At 44.8% G+C, this 20,561-nt stretch carries 18 protein-coding genes; 9 read left to right on the top strand and 9 right to left on the bottom strand.

Annotated features, from left to right (window positions below; genetic code table 11):
* Positions 1-471: 471 nt before the first annotated feature.
* The 5 genes from CCS90_RS02090 to CCS90_RS02070 all read right to left on the bottom strand — a co-directional run bounded on the left by CCS90_RS02090 (position 472) and on the right by CCS90_RS02070 (position 4,632).
* Positions 472-849, bottom strand: coding sequence for a hypothetical protein (locus CCS90_RS02090; protein ID WP_133566423.1), 378 nt, complete (start codon positions 847-849; stop codon positions 472-474).
* Between the two features lie 192 nt (positions 850-1,041).
* Positions 1,042-2,130 carry a serine hydrolase domain-containing protein gene (locus CCS90_RS02085; protein WP_099018714.1) on the bottom strand — a complete coding sequence of 363 codons (1,089 nt, stop codon included), beginning with the start codon at positions 2,128-2,130 and terminating at the stop codon, positions 1,042-1,044.
* Positions 2,131-2,457: 327 nt separating this feature from the next.
* Entirely contained in the window at positions 2,458-2,799 is a 342-nt protein-coding gene (locus tag CCS90_RS02080) for a hypothetical protein (RefSeq protein ID WP_099017846.1), read from the bottom strand.
* Between the two features lie 87 nt (positions 2,800-2,886).
* On the bottom strand, positions 2,887-3,273 hold the full coding sequence (msrB, locus tag CCS90_RS02075) for a peptide-methionine (R)-S-oxide reductase MsrB (protein WP_099017845.1): 387 nt from the start codon (positions 3,271-3,273) through the stop codon (positions 2,887-2,889).
* A gap of 18 nt (positions 3,274-3,291) precedes the next feature.
* A complete protein-coding gene (locus CCS90_RS02070) occupies positions 3,292-4,632 on the bottom strand; it encodes a Do family serine endopeptidase (RefSeq protein ID WP_099017844.1) in 1,341 nt (446 codons plus the stop codon).
* 86 nt (positions 4,633-4,718) lie between these two features.
* Here CCS90_RS02070 and pyrF point away from each other — a divergent pair, with 86 nt between their 5' ends.
* The 3 genes from pyrF to CCS90_RS02055 all read left to right on the top strand — a co-directional run bounded on the left by pyrF (position 4,719) and on the right by CCS90_RS02055 (position 10,053).
* A complete protein-coding gene (gene pyrF, locus CCS90_RS02065) occupies positions 4,719-5,522 on the top strand; it encodes an orotidine-5'-phosphate decarboxylase (protein WP_099017843.1) in 804 nt (267 codons plus the stop codon).
* A gap of 179 nt (positions 5,523-5,701) precedes the next feature.
* The gene (locus CCS90_RS02060) at positions 5,702-6,898 is read left to right on the top strand and encodes an efflux RND transporter periplasmic adaptor subunit (RefSeq protein WP_099017842.1); all 1,197 of its coding nucleotides are present in this window, start codon (positions 5,702-5,704) and stop codon (positions 6,896-6,898) included.
* On the top strand, positions 6,895-10,053 hold the full coding sequence (locus CCS90_RS02055; RefSeq protein WP_099017841.1) for an efflux RND transporter permease subunit: 3,159 nt from the start codon (positions 6,895-6,897) through the stop codon (positions 10,051-10,053). Before CCS90_RS02060 ends, CCS90_RS02055 begins: the two co-directional genes overlap by 4 nt.
* Before the next feature lie 35 nt (positions 10,054-10,088).
* On the opposite strand, the gene CCS90_RS02050 is transcribed toward CCS90_RS02055, so the two are convergent.
* Positions 10,089-11,516 (bottom strand): DNA recombination protein RmuC, encoded by a 1,428-nt coding sequence (locus CCS90_RS02050; protein ID WP_099017840.1) that lies wholly within the window; start codon positions 11,514-11,516, stop codon positions 10,089-10,091.
* Between the two features lie 47 nt (positions 11,517-11,563).
* Here CCS90_RS02050 and CCS90_RS02045 point away from each other — a divergent pair, with 47 nt between their 5' ends.
* Complete coding sequence (locus CCS90_RS02045; RefSeq protein WP_099017839.1) at positions 11,564-12,577, top strand: SRPBCC family protein; 1,014 nt, start codon at positions 11,564-11,566, stop codon at positions 12,575-12,577.
* A gap of 270 nt (positions 12,578-12,847) precedes the next feature.
* A complete protein-coding gene (locus CCS90_RS02040) occupies positions 12,848-13,216 on the top strand; it encodes a hypothetical protein (RefSeq protein WP_099017838.1) in 369 nt (122 codons plus the stop codon).
* A 20-nt stretch (positions 13,217-13,236) separates the two neighbouring features.
* Here CCS90_RS02040 and CCS90_RS02035 read toward each other — a convergent pair whose 3' ends face one another.
* The 3 genes from CCS90_RS02035 to CCS90_RS02025 form a co-directional block, all read right to left on the bottom strand.
* Positions 13,237-14,637 (bottom strand): GTP-binding protein, encoded by a 1,401-nt coding sequence (locus CCS90_RS02035; protein WP_133566424.1) that lies wholly within the window; start codon positions 14,635-14,637, stop codon positions 13,237-13,239.
* Positions 14,564-16,018, bottom strand: coding sequence for a GTPase (locus tag CCS90_RS02030; RefSeq protein ID WP_099017836.1), 1,455 nt, complete (start codon positions 16,016-16,018; stop codon positions 14,564-14,566). Before CCS90_RS02030 ends, CCS90_RS02035 begins: the two co-directional genes overlap by 74 nt.
* A 200-nt stretch (positions 16,019-16,218) precedes the next feature.
* The gene (locus CCS90_RS02025; RefSeq protein ID WP_162846728.1) at positions 16,219-16,767 is read right to left on the bottom strand and encodes a M48 family metalloprotease; all 549 of its coding nucleotides are present in this window, start codon (positions 16,765-16,767) and stop codon (positions 16,219-16,221) included.
* Positions 16,768-16,976: 209 nt separating this feature from the next.
* On the opposite strand from CCS90_RS02025, the gene CCS90_RS02020 reads away from it, so the two are divergent.
* The 4 genes from CCS90_RS02020 to CCS90_RS02005 all read left to right on the top strand — a co-directional run bounded on the left by CCS90_RS02020 (position 16,977) and on the right by CCS90_RS02005 (position 20,482).
* Entirely contained in the window at positions 16,977-17,492 is a 516-nt protein-coding gene (locus CCS90_RS02020; RefSeq protein WP_099017834.1) for a DUF1232 domain-containing protein, read from the top strand.
* A 159-nt stretch (positions 17,493-17,651) separates the two neighbouring features.
* Positions 17,652-18,203, top strand: coding sequence for an ATP-dependent protease subunit HslV (gene hslV / locus CCS90_RS02015; protein ID WP_442757001.1), 552 nt, complete (start codon positions 17,652-17,654; stop codon positions 18,201-18,203).
* Positions 18,204-18,213: 10 nt separating this feature from the next.
* Positions 18,214-19,539, top strand: a complete 1,326-nt coding sequence (gene hslU, locus CCS90_RS02010) for an ATP-dependent protease ATPase subunit HslU (RefSeq protein WP_099017833.1) — start codon at positions 18,214-18,216, stop codon at positions 19,537-19,539.
* A gap of 115 nt (positions 19,540-19,654) precedes the next feature.
* Positions 19,655-20,482, top strand: coding sequence for a hypothetical protein (locus CCS90_RS02005; protein WP_099017832.1), 828 nt, complete (start codon positions 19,655-19,657; stop codon positions 20,480-20,482).
* Positions 20,483-20,561 lie beyond the last annotated feature (79 nt).

Genomic DNA, 20,561 nt, shown 5'->3' with positions numbered 1-20,561 from the left:
GTAAGCAATGCGTCGTTATCAATTGCGGTTTGGGGAAAGCCGCCACCGCATGAGCCAGCAGCACAGTAAATCCCAAATCCACACTTAAAGGCTCCAAAATCAAACCCACTTGATTAGAAAACCCGCTTGCCCTGGACTGGTCACAATATTGAAACTCCGAATAATTAGCCTTTAAATCAAGGGTTGAATCAGCTGGTGGTTGGTCGGTCAAAGCTGCAGTTGATAGCAGCAAGAACTAAGTACACAACAGTCATTTTTGGAGGGTCATAACACTACAAAAGGGGTGATTTAAAAATAAATTCTACTGGCACACATGAAGCCACTCAATAGTTATTTTAACAACAGTCACATGTGCTGGCTTATAGCGCCCATTGATTCTGTGTCATGGGCAAGGTGCCAAACTACACCTCAAACAACACAAGTTTATATGAATATCAAAAGTGAGGTAACGTGGGGGGGAATCACTCCGTTTTATGTTCTTTTATACTGCCCAATCACAGTCCATAAACTGGTCACTATAACCACAACAGTGACGAGTGAAAAATAAACATTCTGGCTGTAAGGTGCATTGGCATGGAATGTGAAAGCACTGAATCCAGCCACCAGAGTCATGGCGATGGATAAAAACAGGTAGGTCTTGATGCGGAAAAAGCGCGCACGTGCTTGGGTCCAGTACAGGTAAGTCAGCCACAGCCAAAATAGACCCATGACCACCAACAGACACCCGATCAATACCAGCACCAAATAAATGACCCACAGGCCCTCTAAGGATGACAAACCACCATGTGCTGCAGCAGTACTTGAACCCACTAAAGACCCGAAAATTGTACCTATTTTAATTTTCTTCACTGTACTCTTAACCTTTGGTTCAACCATTAATGCCATATAATAGTAACACATGAAGAATAAATTACCCCCATTCATTAAGCGACAGCGATTGGTGGCCTGCTGTCACCTATATTCATTTCAAATGACAAAACTTCATTTAAGCAGTACGAGGTAAAACCGAAACTTGAGTCGTGCCAAGAAAGGCAGGGAATTTTAGTTTGGCAACACCCAATCTTTGATATAAGTCGAAAAAAACGCCTGAGCAAATTCAGAGTCCTGCACTCGGGCCGAATCCAGTGGGTTGTCCCACCAAACGCCTTCACTGTTAGCCAGCAAAATAAAGGTCAATTGTTGCTCTGGAACCTTTAAATAAATAGCCGAATACGCATCCTCCCACCATCCTGAATGCCAGACCAAGCGATGACCCTGATAATCTTGCACAAACCAACCAATCCCATAAGGGGCAGTTTTTCCACCAGTCAACTGCGTAGGTGTCATCATCAACTCACGAGACTGTGCAGAAATGAGCTGTCCTTGATCGTAGGCGATATCAAATTTGGCCAAATCTATCACCGTGCTGATGACCCCGCCGGCTGCACCATCGCCTTGAGGTGGCGGTAAAGGCGCACGCTGAATCTTTCCAGTGCTGTCAAGCAGATAAGGTTTCGCCAACCGTTGAGCCAAATCCTCAGTCAGCGGAAGGTCTCGGTTGGTTCGAGCTGATTGCAGCATGCCAGCAGGCTGCAACACGTATTGATCAACCAAATTGGAAAAAGAACGTTCACCGACAGCCATGATGGGACGTGATGCCCATGAGTACAAAACCGGATTGTATGAAAAACGTGTACCGGGCATGCCAGTGGCCGTATGAGAAAGCAGTTGTCTGAGGGTGTGATCAGCTGATTGACACTGCAGCTCTTTGGCAAAAATCGAAGGTTGTTCACTGAATGCATGACAGAAATCGGACCATTGGCTGTATTCAGCGATCGGCCGATCTAACTGAAGTTGACCCAGTTCTACCATTCGAAGAGCGGCCACTGCTGATAAAGGCTTAGTCACCGAGGCGATGTTGAAAGGCGTTTGTGCAGTCACCCGCAATCCAGATTCTTTATGGGCGTATCCCAAACCCGCCGCAATCAAAACCTCTTGATCCTTTACTACCGCAAATGACAATCCAGGAATTTTTGCTGCTTGGCGCAAGCAATCGATTTGTTGTACGAATGTGGCTGTATCATAAAATTTTAGTGCCTCAATACAAGTCGATTTTTCAGCCCACAAACTGGTACTGGAAATCCACAGCATCAGAAGTATCAATTTACTTGCACGACTTTTTTGACGTTGATTGTTCTTATTACATGGGTGCTTAATGACGCGCTTGGATGACAAGCAAAAAAGGCGTGTTTTGATGTAATTAAATGTCATACGATATCTCAATAAAGATTGGCTTCAGTTCACTGATTAAACGCAGAAAAATCATTTTGGTTACTTACTGGAAGATTTAAACCCCTGTTAAAGTGTTAAAGCCAGTCTGCAGTCATGCTTTGCAAACACATATTGCACCACTGTGTGAATCATGCGGATACAGCAAGTTAATTTTGATCTAAACTGATGCCATCTGTGTGTATTGGACTAACTGGATGCACTCAAGCGTTCTTTAACCACCATGCCCAATAACAACAGCGAGACCAGGGTGACCGCTGCAAACAGCATACTTTTCGCCATAAGGAGCATCACCAGGGAAATAACAAAAGTAATGGCCACAATGATCGCCCCCAACACCCTGGTTTTGAATGGCATCAATAACAAACCACCAATGACTTGTGCGACACCAAAAATCATCAGCAAAGCATTGCTGAAGCCGTAGGGTGCAAAGAACATCACGTCTTGTTCCATCAACATGATTTTGCTGATGCCCGAAGAAACAGCCAACAACATCAAAATGACAGTGATGACTTGATAAAATATTTTCATTTTCTGTTAGACCCTCGCACAATAAAAACAATGAATGTGCTAATCATTATATCTTATTGTTCAGGCCAATGATTGAACCCATAAAAATCAAGCTTCCTCAAAATCCACCGACACTGAGTTCACACAATAACGCAAACCAGTTTCAGTCGGACCATCATTGAACAGATGACCCAAGTGACCATCACAATTGGCGCAAACCACCTCAACCCGTCGCATGCCATGGGAATCATCGAACACTTCTTTGATTTTACCTTCAGCAATTTCTTGATCAAAACTGGGCCATCCGCAACCGGCATCAAATTTTGAACCGCTTTCGAACAAAGCTTCACCACAGGCCTTACAACTGTAGATACCATCTTTGAGGTTGAGGTTGTATTCACCGGAATGTGGTCGTTCGGTGCCTTTGTTGACGATGACTTCGTAACTGACTGGGTCGAGTTTTTCTTTGAGTTGTTTTTTCAATTCTTCTTTCATGTTGTTTACTCTATTACTTTACTCTTCCAGCAACAACAAATAATTGCGGCCGTTGCGGTAAATGTTTAACAACGGTGTCTTGCGGGATCGTTCAACATTTTGGGTCAACTGCTTGAGACTGTTGATTTCTGTTTTATTGACCGAGGTGATCAAATCACCCGCTCGCAGACCCAATTTCCATGGCTTTGAGCCACGCTCAATTTCTTCGATCAAAACACCTTGAAAACGATCTTTGTATTGCACCGGCAAATTACTCAACAAGACACCTTTAAGCAGTGGATGTAGTTCCTTGCCTTTCATTTCATTGCGATCGGCTTCGGTGATCAGGGTTTGGACTTGACGTTGCTTGTCATTGCGCATGTAATCAATGATCACATGGCTGTCCAATTCAATCAGGCCTTCGTAATTTTGAAACTGTTTTTGGCTGGTGATGCGATCACCGTTTAACTGGGTGATGATATCACCAGCTTGTAAACCGGCACGATCGGCCGGAGAGTCTGGATCAACCGAGGTCACCAAAACCCCTTGTTTTTGACCCACATCGAAAGCCCGAGCCAAGCGTTCAGTGATGTCTTGTACACCCATACCTAAAGAACCACGGCGTACGGTGCCAAACTCCACCAATTGGCGCATCATGCGTTCGGCCAAGGAAGATGGAATGGCAAAACCAATGCCAACATTGCCACCTGAAGGCGAGAATATCGCGGTGTTGATACCCACCAAAGAACCATTGAGGTCAATCAAGGCTCCACCAGAGTTACCTGGATTGATTGAAGCATCGGTTTGTATAAAATTTTGAAAACCCAGTCCGCTTAAACTGGTGCGGCCCAAAGCGCTGACGATTCCTGAGGTCACGGTTTGACCCAAACCAAATGGATTACCCACTGCCACCACAAAATCACCCACCCGCAACTGTTTCGAATCAGCCAATGGCAAAGCCGTTAAATTGTCTGCATCAATCTGTATCACAGCCACATCGGTGCCGTCATCTGAACCAATCAATCTGGCATTGTAAGTACGCCCATCATGCAACACCACTGATATGTCATCGGCGTCATTGACCACATGGTGGTTGGTCAAGATCAAGCCTTTCACTGCATCCACGATCACCCCTGACCCCAATGATTGAGTCACCCGTTCTCTGGGGGTATTGGGCAGTCCATAAAACCAACTGTAAAACTCACTGTTGCGGGAACGCACATATTGCACCGATTTGGTGTTGATGTTGACCACCGCCGGAGTCACCCGCTCCAAGATAGGTGCCAAAGAAGGCACGGGTTGACCACTCACGGCTGCTGGCAAAGTGGCCTGAACAGTGGCCGCCACAAAAAACATGATGATGAAGCTGATTTTTTTCATAGTGTTTCTGATTGTTTAACTAAATTAAAGTTCCCATTCTGAGGTCACTCTCCTAAAATAGACGCTTTCTGTCTATTTTCAAGACCATGTTTATTCAACAATTAGAACACGCGCAAGATAAAAATCAATCTTTGGTCTGTGTTGGCCTTGACCCCAATGCTGAAAAATTGAGTGAACTGGGCGTTGATTTATTGCCTTGGTTAACCGCCATCGTCGATGCAACAGCCGCACATGTCTGTGCCTTCAAACCTCAAATTGCCTATTTTGCCGCCTTGAAAGCAGAAACAGAGCTCACTCAGATCATTCAATACATCCAGCAAAACCACCCGACAGTTCCGGTCATCTTGGATGCCAAACGCGGGGACATCGGCAGCACCGCAGACCAATATGCCGCCGAAGCCTTCCAGCGATATCAGGCCGATGCCGTCACCGTCAATCCATACATGGGTGGCGACACCATTGAACCCTATTCCAAATTCAAAGACAAAGGCGTGGTGGTGCTGTGCAAAACCTCCAACGCTGGTTCAGGTGAGCTACAAAATTTAACCTTAGCCAATGGCGACACCTTGTTCCAAACGGTGGCCAAAAAAGCCAGCCAAGACTGGAACCACAACCACAACTTACTGCTGGTGGTTGGTGCCACTTATCCCAATGAACTGGCAACCATCAGACAATTGGTAGGTGACATGCCCTTACTGATTCCTGGTATTGGCGCGCAAGGCGGTGATGTCGAAGCCACCTTAAAAGCCGGTCTCAGAACGGATGGCAAAGGCCTGATCATTTCCTCATCACGCGGCATCATCTATGCTGGTGATAAGCCAGAAAATTACGCAGCGAAAGCCGAACAAGCCTGTATTGACCTGAAAAACACCATCAACGCTTTCAGGTAAACGAGGATTTGGGCTGATGCCGATTGCAGGCATTGAAGTTGAATCAGATTTATGCCAGATGGTCTATATCACCATGGCTGGTAATCGTTTAAAATAACCCACATAAAATCACCGAAAATGTACAGCAGTTGGGGAGCTGTTGATTGCGTAGTAAACCAGAGAAACGTTGGATAAAAGCCATGGAAAAGATCAGTCACCAAAACCACAAAAACTCGTTCATCAAACGAGTCTTGCCCGTTATTATCATTGTACTTTTGGTGATTTTCGCTTGGCAATTCATGTCGTCGATGAAAACAGAACCCGCCAAAATACCTGAAAAACCCAAAGGCTTTTTGGTAGAAACCGCAACCCTAAAGCCCAGCTCATTAACCATCCAAGTGGAGTCTCAAGGGACTTTACAAGCCAAGCGTCAAATTACCCTGGCCTCAGAAGTCAGTGGCAAGGTCTTGTCCTTAAGCCCATCGTTCACTGTAGGCGGATTTTTTAACTCCGGTGATGTGTTGATAACCTTAGATCCAGCCGATTACCGAGTCGCCGTGGCTCGAGCTGATGCCAATGTCGCCAGCGCCCAAGCCCAATTGGATTTGGAACAAGCCAAGTCGGATCAGGCCAAAAAAGACTGGCAATCTTTTGGCAAAAAAGGTCAGCCCAGTGCCTTGTTACTCAACATCCCACAATTGGATGGCGCCAAAGCCAACTTAAAAGCCGCCAAAGCTGATTTAATGAAAGCCAAGCGGGATTTAGAAAAAACCGAAATCAAAGCCCCCTTTGATGGTACGGTTATCAGTAAATCGGTTGATCTGGGACAATTCATCGGTATGTCAGGTCAATTGGCAACCTTGGCCGGTACGGCAGTTGCAGAGGTTAGATTGCCCTTAACCAATGACAATTTAATCAAGCTGAACCTCGCCGAACAAACATTGAACGACAAGCCATTACAGGTTGTGTTTACCAGTGATCAGCAGCCTAAACCTATCAATGGTCATATCAAGCGATTGGAATCCAGCAAAGACAGTCGAACATTGATGACTTATGCCGTGGCCGAGGTCCCTGAGCCTTTTGCCCAAGGGATGTTATTCAACAGCTTTTTACAAGCAAAAATTACTGGCCAAACCTATGACCAAGTCTATGCCGTACCCACCGCTTGGATGATGCCCAACGACCAACTTTCTGTGTATCAAACCGATGGCACATTGGCCATAAAATCAGTCCATGTGGTACACAAAACCAATGAGTATTTTTATGTAGATGATGGCTTAACGGCCAACGATCAAATCATCACCACCCCCATTCAGGCTCCAGAAGTTGGCATGAAATTAAGGAAAAATGACGCCACTGTTGATAGCAACGATTCAGCCTCTGAGGCAAGCCCATGAAAAAACAATGGGACCAAGGCATTATCTACTGGTTCGCCAGCAACTCTGTGGCATCCAACTTGCTGATGGTTTGTTTAATCATTGGAGGTTTGTATTCAGCCTGGACGCTGAAAAAAGAAATGTTCCCTGCCACCTCCATCAATCAAGTTCAGATCACCATGGCCTACCCGGGTGCTGCGCCTGATGAGGTTGAAAAAGGCATTTGTGTCAAGATTGAAGACGCCGTCACTGGGCTTGAAGGCATTGATAAAACCACCTGTTTGGCCAACGAAGGGTTTGCCCGAGCCAACCTAGAAATCGGCAGCAATTACGACGTCAAAAACGTCATGGCAGAAATTAAAAATCGCGTCGATGGCATCAATTCATTTCCCGAACAATCTGAAAAACCCATCATCAGTGAAATCGTGATCCAACAACCTGTGTTGTTTCTGTCGGTCTATGGCAATGTGCCAGAATCTGATTTACTGCAAGCCACCCGCGATGTGCGCGATGACATCATAGACTTACCCGACGTGTCCATGGCGACTTTGGTCGGCAGCCGAGATTATGAAATTGCCATTGAAATCACTGAGAACACCCTGCGACAGTACCAATTGACCTTTGATGAAATTTCACGCGCATTGCGAGCCGCTTCCATTGATTTACCTGGTGGTTCCATCAAAACCGATCGCGGTGATGTGTTGCTGCGTTCTGTGGGCCAATCTTATACTGGCAAGGAGTTTGCAGCAACTGTGATCAGGACCAATCCAGATGGCTCAAGGTTAAAACTGTCTGACATCGCCACCATCAAGGACGGCTTTGTTGAAACCGCTGACATTGGCACTTTTGATGGTAAACCAGCGATCAGTATTCGAGTGAATGCGGTGGAAAATGAATCGGTGTTGATTATTTCCGATCAGGTCAATGCCTACGTCTCACAAATTCAAGACAAAATGCCAGCCAATATGTCAGTGGCCACATGGTCAGACACTTCGCATTATGTACGGGGCCGACTGGACATGATGGAACGCAACATGCTGCAAGGTGCCGTGTTGGTGTTATTGACCTTGACTTTATTTTTGCGCCTCAAAGTGGCCTTTTGGGTGATGCTCGGTTTACCCGTCGCTTTCCTGGGTGCCTTCATGTTCCTGCCGTTGACTGGGGTCAGCATCAACATGCTCAGCATGTTTGGTTTTATATTGGTGTTGGGTATTGTGGTTGATGACGCCATTGTTATTGGTGAAAGCGCCTACTCCGAAATCCAACACAATGGACATTCCTTAAAAAATGTAGTGGTCGGAGCGCAAAAAGTGGCCACACCTGCCACCTTTGGGGTGTTAACCACCATAGCGGCCTTTGCCCCGATGCTGTTCGTTGGCACTTTATTTGGTTCCTTTTTTGAAGCCATTGGTTGGGTGGTGATTTTGTGTTTGTTGTTTTCCTTGGTGGAATCAAAATTAATCTTGCCAGCACATTTGGCACACATGAAATCCGATGACATTGGCACCCAAAATCCCGGACCCTTGTTGCGGCTACAACGCAAGGTCAACCACGGTTTGGAATACGTCATCAAGCACCATTACAAACCCATTATCGGCAAAGCCATTAATCGTCCAGGCTTGACTTTAACTGCCTTTGTTGCGGTCTTTGTTTTAAGCATCGGTTTAATCAGTAATGGCTTGGTTCGTTTCGTGATGATGCCGGATTTTGTGGCGGATTTTGTGCAAGCAGATTTTGCCATGGCCCAAGGAACACCTCAGGACAAAACCATGGAAGTGCTTGATCACATTGAAAATTCTTTGGTTAAATTAGACCGAGACATCAGTCAGGAAGTGGGCAAAGAAAGCGGCGCTGTGTTTACCCACAGATTGTCTTTCATTGATTCTCAAATATCAGGCAAAGTGATCGTTGAATTGGTCAAGGATGAACACTCAGTCATTGATGGCAAAGAAATGTTGCGGCGCTGGACAGAATACATTGGCGACATTCCTGGCGCCACGCACATCGGCACCATGTCATTGACCGGCCCTGGCCAAGGTCCTGATGTGAGCCTAAAACTGGTGGGCAATGACACCGAAGAGCTCAGGTTGGCGGCAGAAATACTGGCGGGAAAAATCGCTGAGTTTGAAGGCGTCTCTGATGTCAGAAATTCATTGGAAGCCGGCAAGGATGAAATTGAATTTTCCATCAAGCCGGTCGGGCGCAGCTTGGGCCTCAGTCAAAGCGACATTGGAAGACAAATCAGGCAAGCTTATTACGGCGAAGAAATTCAACGCCTGCAAAGAGGCAATGATGAAATCAAGGTGATGTTGCGTTATGACCGCGAAACCAGGGAGTCATTGAAATCACTGGATGATTTGCGCATCCGCACTCAGCAGGGCGATGAATTGCCTTTGAATACCGTGGCTGAAGTTACCTTGGGTAAAGCGGCCAATTCGATTGAACGGGTTAATCGCAAACGGGCCGCCCGAATCACCGCAGCGGTTGATAAATCGATTGCCGACCCTCAAGCCATTGTGGGTCAAATCATGCCAAGCAATGGTGGCCCCATAGTGCCTGAATACCCCGATGTGAAATTCGATCTGGACGGCACCAGCAAGGAGATGACTGACTTGATCAATAACCTGGCCATCGGCATGTTGTCTGCCATCATGTTGATCTATGTTTTATTGGCAATTCCTCTGAAGTCCTATTTACAACCCATTATCATCATGATGGTGATCCCCTTTGGAATTACTGGTGCCATCGTTGGGCATTTGTTGCTGGGCATGACCTTCAGCATGATGTCAATCTTTGGGGTGATTGCACTCACTGGGGTGGTGGTCAATGATTCGCTGGTGATGGTTGATTACATCAACAAAGAACGCAGCCATGGCGTAGACATCATTACCGCGGTTAAACACGCCGGCAGCAAACGGTTCAGGGCCATTTTATTGACCTCTTTGACTACATTCTTTGGTTTGTTACCGATCATGTTCGAACAATCCTTACAGGCCAAAGTCATCATCCCGATGGCGGTGTCCCTGGCTTTTGGAATTTTATTCGCCACGGTCATTACCTTGATATTGATTCCCGCCTTGTACGCCTTGTTAGAGCGCATGAAGTATCGATTCATCAACATCAAAGGCTATCAACGAAAAAGTGAAAACAAAGCACCGGTGCCACATGGTCAATAACAGAGCTTGGCAGGTTGACCACGATTGAAAAAAGGTCAGTCGGAGGGTAATTGTTTGCTGTTGCGTGCGCCCAATTGTTTTAAATTGTCCGCCTGTCTGATGAGGTTACCGCGGCCTGTTTTGAGTTTGTTTTCTGCATCGTACCAAGCACTGTCGGCTTGATCTAAACGCAGTTTGATTTGGTTCAAATCATCAACAAAACTGACAAACTTGTCGTACATTTTGCCGGCTTTGTCAGCAATCAATTGGGCATTCTTGTTTTGATTTTCGTTTTGCCACAGCACCATCACCGTGCGTAAAGTGGCCAATAAATTACTGGCGGATAAAATCAAGACGTTCTTTTTATAGGCCTCTTCAATCAAATTAGGTTGTGAGTTAACCGCTTCTAAAAAAGCCGACTCAACGGGCACAAACATCATCACAAAATCCAATGAATCAATTTGTTCAATCTTCTGATAGGCTTTTTCTGACAAGGTTTTGATGTGTTGTTGCATCGATTGCACATGCAATTTCAATTGGTTTTGTCGTTCGGCATCGGTTGCTGCATTGACATAGCGCTCAAAGGCCGTCAATGACACCTTGGCATCAACCACCATGGTTTTTTGTTGTGGTAAATGAATCAATACATCAGGACGGTAGCGCTTGTTGTCTTCATTGGTGAAAGAAATTTCGGTTTCAAATTCACGGCCTTTTTCCAAGCCGGCCACTTCAAGCAATCGATGTAAGATCAATTCACCCCAATTGCCTTGGGTTTTGCTTTCTGAGGTCAACGCTTTGGTCAAATCTGTGGCTTTTTTACTTAATTCCTGATTGAGCTGGTAGATGCGCTCAATCTCTGACTTCATCGATTTTTGTTGGGCCAAACCTTCGGTGGCATTGCGATTAATCAGTAGCTGAAATTCCTGTAATTGTTTTTGTAAAGGGCTGACCACCTGGTTCATTTGTTCTTTGTTGCGGTCGGTAAATTTGGCGGATTTTTCTTCCAGAATTTTCTGCCCCAAAGTGTTGAAATGGTCGGACAAGGTTGCCTGAGAGTTTTTAATGAATTCCGTTTGTTCTTTGAAGCGCGCTGATTGATGTTCGACTTCAGATTTCAATTGAGTCAATTGTTTTTCTGCTTCTGATAGTGCCAATTGTCGCTCATCAGCCAGCTGTGCTTTTTCTTGGCTGTATTTATACTGCTCTGAAATTTTGACGGTCAGTTTGTTCAGCCGCAACAATTCTCGTTCTTGTTGTTCGTTTTCTTGAGAAACTTTCTCAAGTTCTGCTTGTAGCTGTTGCGATTGCTGTTGATGCAACTGAATTTCTGCCCGGTGCTTTTCGGCCGTCAGGGATTGCCATTGATTCTTGGCTTTGGCCCATAAAAACCAAACCAATAATGCACACAAAAATACGCCCAAAAGCAGGCTGATCAACAAACTTTCTAGCAGGTAAATTTCCGCATAACTCAAAAGGTTTTTCATGGCATATATGCTATCATTTAACCCAGTTAAAACATAGGGTATTCATCATGAGAGTTTTCAAGTATTTGTTTTTCGCATTGTTATTTTTAGTCATCGCTTTCTATGCTTATGGCTTTTTCTTTTTAGAAGATAAAGTGCAAGTTTCGCGCAGCATCACCATTGACCGGCCGGCAAAAATGGTTTTTAAAACCGTCAACTCCATGCACACTTTCAACCAATGGTCTCCCTGGGCCAAGCTAGACCCCGATGCAAGCTACCAGTATGAAGGACCTGAGAAAGGGGTTGGTTCTAAAATGTCATGGTCTGGTAACAAAGAAGTGGGTTCGGGTCACCAAACCATCATTGAATCAGTACCTTATGAAAGAATTAAAGCTGAATTGTATTTTGATGGACAAGGAGATGATCCCGCATGGGCCACCTATCAAATCAAAGCAATGGGAGATTCAACAGAAGTTTCGTGGATTTTTGACGCTGATTTTAAAGGCGACATCCTCGGACGTTATTTTGGCATGATGATGGATGGCATGTTAGGCCCGCAGTATGAATTGGGTTTGCAAAACTTAAAAACCTTGGTTGAGGCAAAACCGGTTTATGATTTTTCCGGCTTCAGCATTGAAAATGTGTCATCACAAAATGTCTTGTACATCACTGCCTCAGGCAACACCAATGATGATTTGAGTGGTGTGATTGGCGAAGCTTACGGAAAAATCACTGCATTCATGGCTGCCAACGACATCAATTTCGGTGGCATGCCACTGGCCATTACCCGCAGTTGGGAAAACAGCGTGTGGGAATTTGATGCAGCCATCCCAGTTGACCTGACCAGCATTGAAGGTGAAACCGGTGAAATTCAACTGGGCCAAACCTATGCCGGTAAAGCGGTTAAATACATCCAAAAAGGCTCGTATGACCAAGGCGAAGCCTCATACGCTTTACTGGATGCTTACATCGCTGAAAATGAACTACAGCGCAATGGTAACCCATGGGAAGTCTACGCCAATGACCCAGAAACCGTTCCAGAGACTGAAATTTTGACTTATATTTATCAACCGATTAAATAAACAAGCCATCAAAGACAAGGATGTCTTTCACTTCTCCAGCTTTCGCAAACCCGTTATTCAGACCCATGGCCAACTGAAATCGTTGGACTGTGGCCTTTGTCCACCGGTGTTTCTGTTATTTTATTGATAATTTTTCACCTTTTTTACTTTTCAGAACATTAAAACCAGATTTTTCCTGCTGATTTGGCTGTTTATCACAATTGTTAACAACTCAGATCCTATAAAACCGGGTTTTCGTATTATGATAATTGTATACACTGAGTTGATAAAATGAACCAAGAAACGATTGAAAGGCAGGTTTTTAATAACCTTAAACATTGGGACCGACCGGTTCGTCTGAGGCCTGATAATAAGGTCAATGTGGTTGACTCGTGCTCCAATGAATTGATTGGTCATGTACTGAATTTCAATGAATTTGGCATGCAATTATTGATGTTGCAAAACAGGGCGTTGAATGAAATTCATGAATTGACTTTGCTTTTAAACCTTGACCACTGTGATGCACAACACATCAAGGTGTTTGCTGAATTGTTATGGGTCAAAGAGGAAGGCGGTCATTTCTTGGGTGGCTTTTATCTCTGCAGTAAAAACTTCAAATCCAAATTCAGAATGAATCAATGGCTTAAATCTTTGTTATAGACCAGCACAGGCACATCATTTCAGTCGTTTTTTTTATTCAAGGTTTTTAGAATTTGCTCCCGAGCCTCCAGTAAGATGGAATTACGATCCAGGTTTTTTACGATGTTTTTCGCCACTGTTTTTGGGCCCTCTTTACCCCATGAATTCCCTTGAACAAAATAATACTCAGCAATCTGCCCTACCAAGTAGGTGGCGTAATAGGCCAAGGACCCTTGGGCTGTGGCAGTGATGGTGGTCGATAAGCCTGCACTGACTGTTTTCATCGCTGATGACAACAGGTTAACGCCCCAAACTGCACCCATCAACACCGCCAATTGAGCCATGATGGTGGTGGTCAACTTGGTCGCTTCCACTTTACCCAATGACAGTCCATACAGTTTGGACAATTGTCTGATCATGGCCACATCCAAGCCAGCAGCAAACAATAAATCTGCCACTGGAATCGGATTGAATGCCACACCAATGCCTTTGGCCATACAATAGGTTCTGATGATTTTTTGACCTGCGGATTTACGCACTTCAATGACTTTTTTCGCTACATTTTCCGACACTTCTCCAGCAAACAAACTGGCATTCAAAGCGGTGATGGTTTTGCCTTCAGTTTCCAACATGTCCCAAATCAGCTGTTTGAGTTCATCAATGTGTGCAGCTGGGGTTTCAATTTTTTCTTGCTGGCTGCCATCTGGCAATTGGATGATCAACGTCCTGGGTCTTGGGTCCGCAGAAACTGCCACGATGCGGCTGTTGATGCCTTGGGTTTTGTTGGCGATGGATGCCTTGATGCGTTCTATTTCATCATGGGTATAAAGGTCGGCCTTGTTCAAAACGATGACTATCGGTTTGTTCGGCTGAGCAATGATGGCCAGTTGTTGTTTCTGTGATTCGCTGATGTCGCCATCCAATACGAACAAGATAACATCGGCTTGTTTGGCCGCTTGTTGCGCCATGATTTCACGCGCTTCACCGTCAAATTCATCGGTACCCGGGGTGTCAATCAACACCACGGCTTGCTGTTCATAACTGGGCCAATCCAAGTGACTGCTGTGTTTGGTTTCGCCGTGCAATGGACTGACGGTAAAATGTGCTTGTCCACTGATGGCGTTGAGCAATGATGACTTGCCGGTACTGACCTTGCCGAATGCCACGATATGAATTTGTTCATTTTCCAACTTATCAATCAAGAGCTGGATGTTCTGGTATTCTTCCTTTAATTGATTTCTGACCGCTGCCGGAATTTTGGGATCGGACAACAACTGTCGCAAACTGCCCAAGGCTTGTTCATTGGCAGTCGGCACAGGGGTTTCATCAAGCTTTTCAGCCTTAGCTTTGTGCTTGTCTGCTGTGGTCTTATTGGTTTTTGTTGCGGCTGATGGTGAGCGCCATTTTCGCCAAATCTTTCGCCAATTCTTTAGATGAGCCAAGTAGGTTCTCCTCAAATGTTTGTTTGGTTTGTTCGGTATCTAACCGACCTTGGGTACTGACCGATGTCATCACGGCCTTACCCAATGAATTGAAAATCATGCCATAAGCCACCGCATGCATGATGCCCCCGGCCGCTGTTCCCACCCCTGGAAATGCTTTTAAGGCATTACCAGCCACCGCCAGTACCAATGAAGTTGAGGTGCGCAATTTACCACCGGCTGACTTCAACACCTCATCTACTTGTAATTGATTCACTTGCACATCATACAATTGGCACAACTCACGAACCAATTGAGTGCCAATGGTGCCTTGTATCACCAAATCGGACCCCGGAGCCACCGATGCCAAGGCGCCAACGATGGCTCGCTTGGTATGTCGATCAATGGTTTCTGCGGCCAATTGCTGATTGTGTTTTTGGCTGGCTTGGTGCAACTTTTCCTCTGCCAACATCAAAATACCGGCATCTCGGAAACGATGCAGGGCTTCGGGGTTATCTTGTACCACCGTTTCAATCGCATCCAACAAAGGTTTTATGTTGACTGGGATTGCTTGCTGTTTGTGTTCTTCACTGCCATCTGGATGTACCACAGTCACTGATTTAAAACCACCGGTGTTAATCATCACCACTGGAAATTGTTGTTGAATTTTGGCTTCAATGGCAGCAGTCAGTTTCGTCAGTTGTTCAGCAGAATACACATCTACTTTGTTCAACGCAACCACCATGGGCTTATGCCATTGGTTGAGCTTTTCAAACAAAATCATTTCACTGCGGGAAATATCGGCATTCAGCAAAAACACCACCACATGGGCCCTTTGACTTTCTTCCAAAGCCAGGGTTTCCAACTCCGCTTGATCAACCGCATCAAAACCAGGTAAATCAGTAATCACCAGTTGTTTGTAACTGTGGTGATGGGCATCTATGGTGGTGCCTTTGATGACATCCATAGCAACTTCAGCCGCTGGAATCAGCACATCAATTAAACTGGATTTACCGGTCGATGCGCCACCAAAAAGACTGATGTGAAACCGGCCGCCGGCACGTCGGTTTTGTAATTCCAGCATTTCAGCATCAGCGGCTTGGGTATCTACGCCACGCTTTTGTTCTTTGTGGATGGCCTGTTGTAAAGAGCCTTCATCAATCACCTTGACCGATGCTTCGGTTTTAACTTTGGGTCGCGTCAATTTTAAAAACAACCACAGCGGTATCAATGCCACCAACAAAATAACCACCGCATACATCACGGTGACCCAAAGCGGTGCATCTTGTAAGTGTTGCCAAATGGTTAACAACTTTTCGGCCAAAATCAAAACCATCACCAAAGCAAACAAGCCCAATGCAACCAAGACAATCAATAAAAATGTTCTGCTGTTTAACTTCATAAGCTCATTATAAATAAATACCTGCCACCTGGCTCGTGTGAATAGTCATCAATTTGCGATAAACTTGCTACACCCTCAAACTTAATATTGTATGCCCGTCGAAGTACTCAGTGAGCTGATTTTGTTGTTGATGTACTTTAATGATATGAGAAATGTTTGCTGAATTTTTTCAACCACTACAAGACGGCGGACACAGTGCTTTATTGACTCAGCCAAAACGTCTCAAGCACTTCATCAGGCAAGTCGTTACGCTGTATGCGATCTTTGATTTTCTGGTGGTCACTGCTGTCCTCCTTGCTGTTTTTTTCAATGCGCAACAGGTAATGATGGATTTGTAAGGGGTCGCGCTTGAGTTCAAGCATCCGTTCAGTGGCTGCTTGATCGGCTGCTGATTCCAACTGACGATAGAACTTTTTTAGCCGTGATTTGGTAAAAAATGTGGGTGGGTTATTTACCATTTGCATCGCTTGATGATGGTGATTTAGCACCAAATGCGCGTGTTCATGCGACATGATATGAGCCAACTGATCATCGTTCTTGATATTCTGCATCAGGCCCTTGGTCAAAATCAAAACTCCATTCGCCAAAGAATAGGCATTGGCGAAATCCGCATCAATAATGAAACACTGGTTAAACTCGGAGAGTGACAAGGTTGTCATCAATTGGTCACATCGTTTCAACCACTTTTGGTTTTCCAGTAAACCAAACTTCTCTACCAGTTTTTGTTGTTGCTGCTCAGCGAGATTCAACAGTTTTGTTGGTTGGTTTTTCGATAATACAACAAAACTCAGTAACAAAAGTGCTGCTAAAACGTGATGTATATATGTGTGACGTATATTTTTGATATTTATTGTCCGCATTTAACCAAGCAATGATATTATAAACGACTTAACCCAGCCAATTGATTTATCTGATGGGCTGTTTATAATGTTTACATTTATTCTGACAGAGGAAAACTATGGCAACAGTTTCAATTGATATTGATGATCAAGTCAAAGCACATTTTAATAAATTTATCGAAGAACATGGCACCAACATTGATTCAGCTGATGTCAAAGAAGCTTTAAAGAAGGTCGCGGAAGTTCGTGAAAGCGTCAATGACGGCTATGTGATTGACCAAGTGGGTTGTTTACAAATGATGTTAAGCATGGTTGAAGACAACACTTGGGTGATCGAAGACAGCAACAAGGAAAAAATCAACGCCACCATCAAATACTTCATTGATGACAATGACGTGATCCCAGATCACATCCCAGGAATCGGCTATGTGGACGATTGTATCGTGATTGATGGCACCATGGATGCTGTTGAAGACGAGATGATGGAATACAAAGATTTCTGTCGTGCTCGTTTGGTGTACGCCAAAAACGGTCCATTTTCATTGGATGATTGGGGCAAAATTAAAGACCAAGAGGCTGTGAGTCGTGCCAGAAATCGTCGTTTCAGAAACTCAAGAAGATCAAGAGGCTTTTAATGACCAACCACTGAACGGTCACGCTGCCATTTATTTGGCCAGTAAAAAACACCCACCGTCTGGCAGGGTGTTTTTTTTGCTACAAAGAATCTCAACAAACAATTGAATTTCTAAAGTTAAATCCCATCTTAGGAACCTAACTATTAAATCAAAGCGCAAATGAAAGAATCCATGCATAATTACAGAGGCACCACCATTGTCAGTTATCGTGATGACAAACAAGTGGTTATCGGCGGTGACGGTCAAGTGACCCTAGGCAACACCGTCATGAAATCCAATGCCAGAAAAGTCCGCCGGCTTTACCACAATGAAGTTTTGGCTGGCTTTGCTGGTGCCACAGCGGATGCCTTTACCTTGTTTGAAGTCTTTGAAGCCAAGCTGGAAAAACATTCAGGGCATTTGGTTCGTTCAGCCGTCGAAATGGCCAAAGAATGGCGCACAGATCGGCGCCTGGGTCGCTTGGAAGCTTTGTTGGCAGTGGCCGACAAAACCACTTCATTGATCATTTCCGGTAACGGTGATGTGATCGAACCTGAACATGGCTTGATTGCCATTGGCTCTGGCGGCCCATTCGCTCAAGCCGCCGCATTGGCGATGATTAAAAACACCCAACTACCGGCTGAAAAATTGGCCAAAGAAGCCTTGAACATTGCAGCCGATATTTGTATCTACACCAATCGAAACCAATCCATCGAAACATTGGATTTATAAAGGAATTATTATGTCAAACATGACTCCCAGAGAAATTGTTGAAGAATTAGACAAACACATCATTGGCCAACACAATGCCAAACGTTCCGTGGCCATCGCCTTGCGTAACCGCTGGCGCCGCATGCAACTGGATGATGCCATGGCCAAAGAAATCACCCCAAAAAACATCCTCATGATTGGGCCAACTGGTGTGGGTAAAACTGAAATCGCACGTCGTTTGGCGGTGTTGGCAGATGCGCCATTCATCAAAGTGGAAGCCACTAAATTCACCGAAGTGGGTTATGTTGGTAAAGACGTTGAATCCATCATCCGTGACTTGGTCGAGTCATCAATGAAACGCACTCGTGAAGCGGCCATGAAACAAGTGACGAAAAAAGCGGAAGATGCGGCCGAACAAAGGGTCTTGGATTATTTGTTACCCAAAAGAGAATCACCCATTCCTGGCGAGTCTGTGGATGACAGCGCCACCCGAGCCAAATTCCTCACTCGCTTGCGCGAGGGTAAGCTTGATGACAAAGAAATAGAAATCAAGGTCAATATGAATTTAGGCGTTGATATCATGGGACCGCCAGGCATGGAGGAAATGACCGATCAATTACAAGGCATGTTTGAAAACTTAGGAAAAAAGAAACAACAAACCAAAAAGCTGACCATCCAAGCCGCCTTACCTATATTGGCCGAACAAGAAGCTCAAAAATTAATCAATGAAGATGAAATCAGACAACAAGCCCTGACCCAAGCCGAAGAAAATGGCATCGTGTTTATCGATGAAATCGATAAAGTAGCAAAAAGTGGTGGCATCGGTGGAACTGGCCAAGTTTCAAGAGAAGGCGTACAACGTGATTTGTTGCCAATGATTGAAGGCTCAGTGGTCAACACCAAGTATGGCCCGATCAAAACCGACTATATTTTGTTCATTGCCTCGGGCGCCTTTCATTTAAGCAAACCCTCTGATTTGATACCTGAATTACAAGGTCGCTTACCCATCCGGGTGGAATTAAGGGCATTGACCAGTGATGACTTTGAACGCATTTTGACCGAACCAGAGCATTCATTGACCGAACAATACCGTGCATTGATTGGTACAGAAAATGTCAAACTGATATTCACCAAAGATGGCATCAAACGCATCGCTGAAATCTCATCCTCGGTGAACGAAAAAACCGAAAACATTGGCGCCAGAAGATTACACACCGTGTTAGAAAAAATCCTCGATGAAGTGGCATTTGAAGCGGCGGATAAATCCGGCAGCGATTATGTGATTGATGCAGAACATGTTAATCAAGCCGTCGGCGAATTGTCAGAAGATGAGGACTTAAGTCGTTATATTCTGTGATATTGGCCCAACATCATCCTTGTGGACGCTTGAATACAGGTTAAAAACTTGTGGAAAACCAATAATCAAGAGATAATACACGGCTATTCAATACAAAATTTAGAAGAGGAACACAATGAAAGCACATTTAAAATTAGGGTCACTGCTGTTGGTATTACTGATGGGATTAGTCGCTTGTGGTGGAGATGATAATTCTGCCGAAGCTGAGATTTCGAAAATGGACATCAACACACCAGATGGTGCCTTTATGGCGTCAGTGGCGGCGATGAAATCAAACGATCTGAAATCATTGATTAAAAATTCATTGAGCCAAGAACAGTACAACGAATTGGTCACGGAATTTGAAAACAACAAAACAGGTGATTTCTCTGAAGCAGACAAAGCACAATTTGCTCAAACGGTTACCATGTTGACATCCGATGGCGCTGAAGAAACTTTGTATGCCATGGTTGAACCACAACTGGAACAAGCCAGAGCCATGCTACCAATGATGTTGATGATGGGCAAAGACCAAATCCTGCAAGGCATCAAAGAAAACCCCATGTTACCAGAAGCTCAGCGTGATTCAGCCGCAACTGTGGTTGGCGCCGCGATGGATTGGATGGGTGAAAATGACATCTTAAGTGAAGACAAAACCAAAGCCGCTATTTCTGCCTTGGTTAACACCGCAAAAGAATTGGACATGAAATCTTTGGATGAAGTCCAAAACATGAGCTTCGACCAAGCTTTGGACAAAGGTTCAATTGCTTTTGGTGGGGTTAAAAACGTATTAGGCGCTTATGGAATCTCTATGGATGACATGTTGAATTCAGTTGAAGTTGACACGGTCGACGTTGAAGGTGACAAAGCATCTATGGTCGTCACTTTTGAAGTGTTTGGCGAGTCAGTGAGCCAAGTGATGAATATGATTAAGAAAGACGGTGTTTGGATTGGTGAAAAATAATTTCACCACGCAACTGTTGTACAAAAGGGCCGGATATCGGCCCTTTTTCAGCTTTACACAAAGTTAAACCAAAGCAATG

Source organism: Marinicella litoralis, assembly GCF_002591915.1.
In the GTDB taxonomy this organism is placed as follows: Bacteria; Pseudomonadota; Gammaproteobacteria; order Xanthomonadales; family Marinicellaceae; genus Marinicella; species Marinicella litoralis.
Note: the sequence above shows the minus strand (reverse complement) of the source record. Positions and strands in the feature narration are given on the sequence as shown.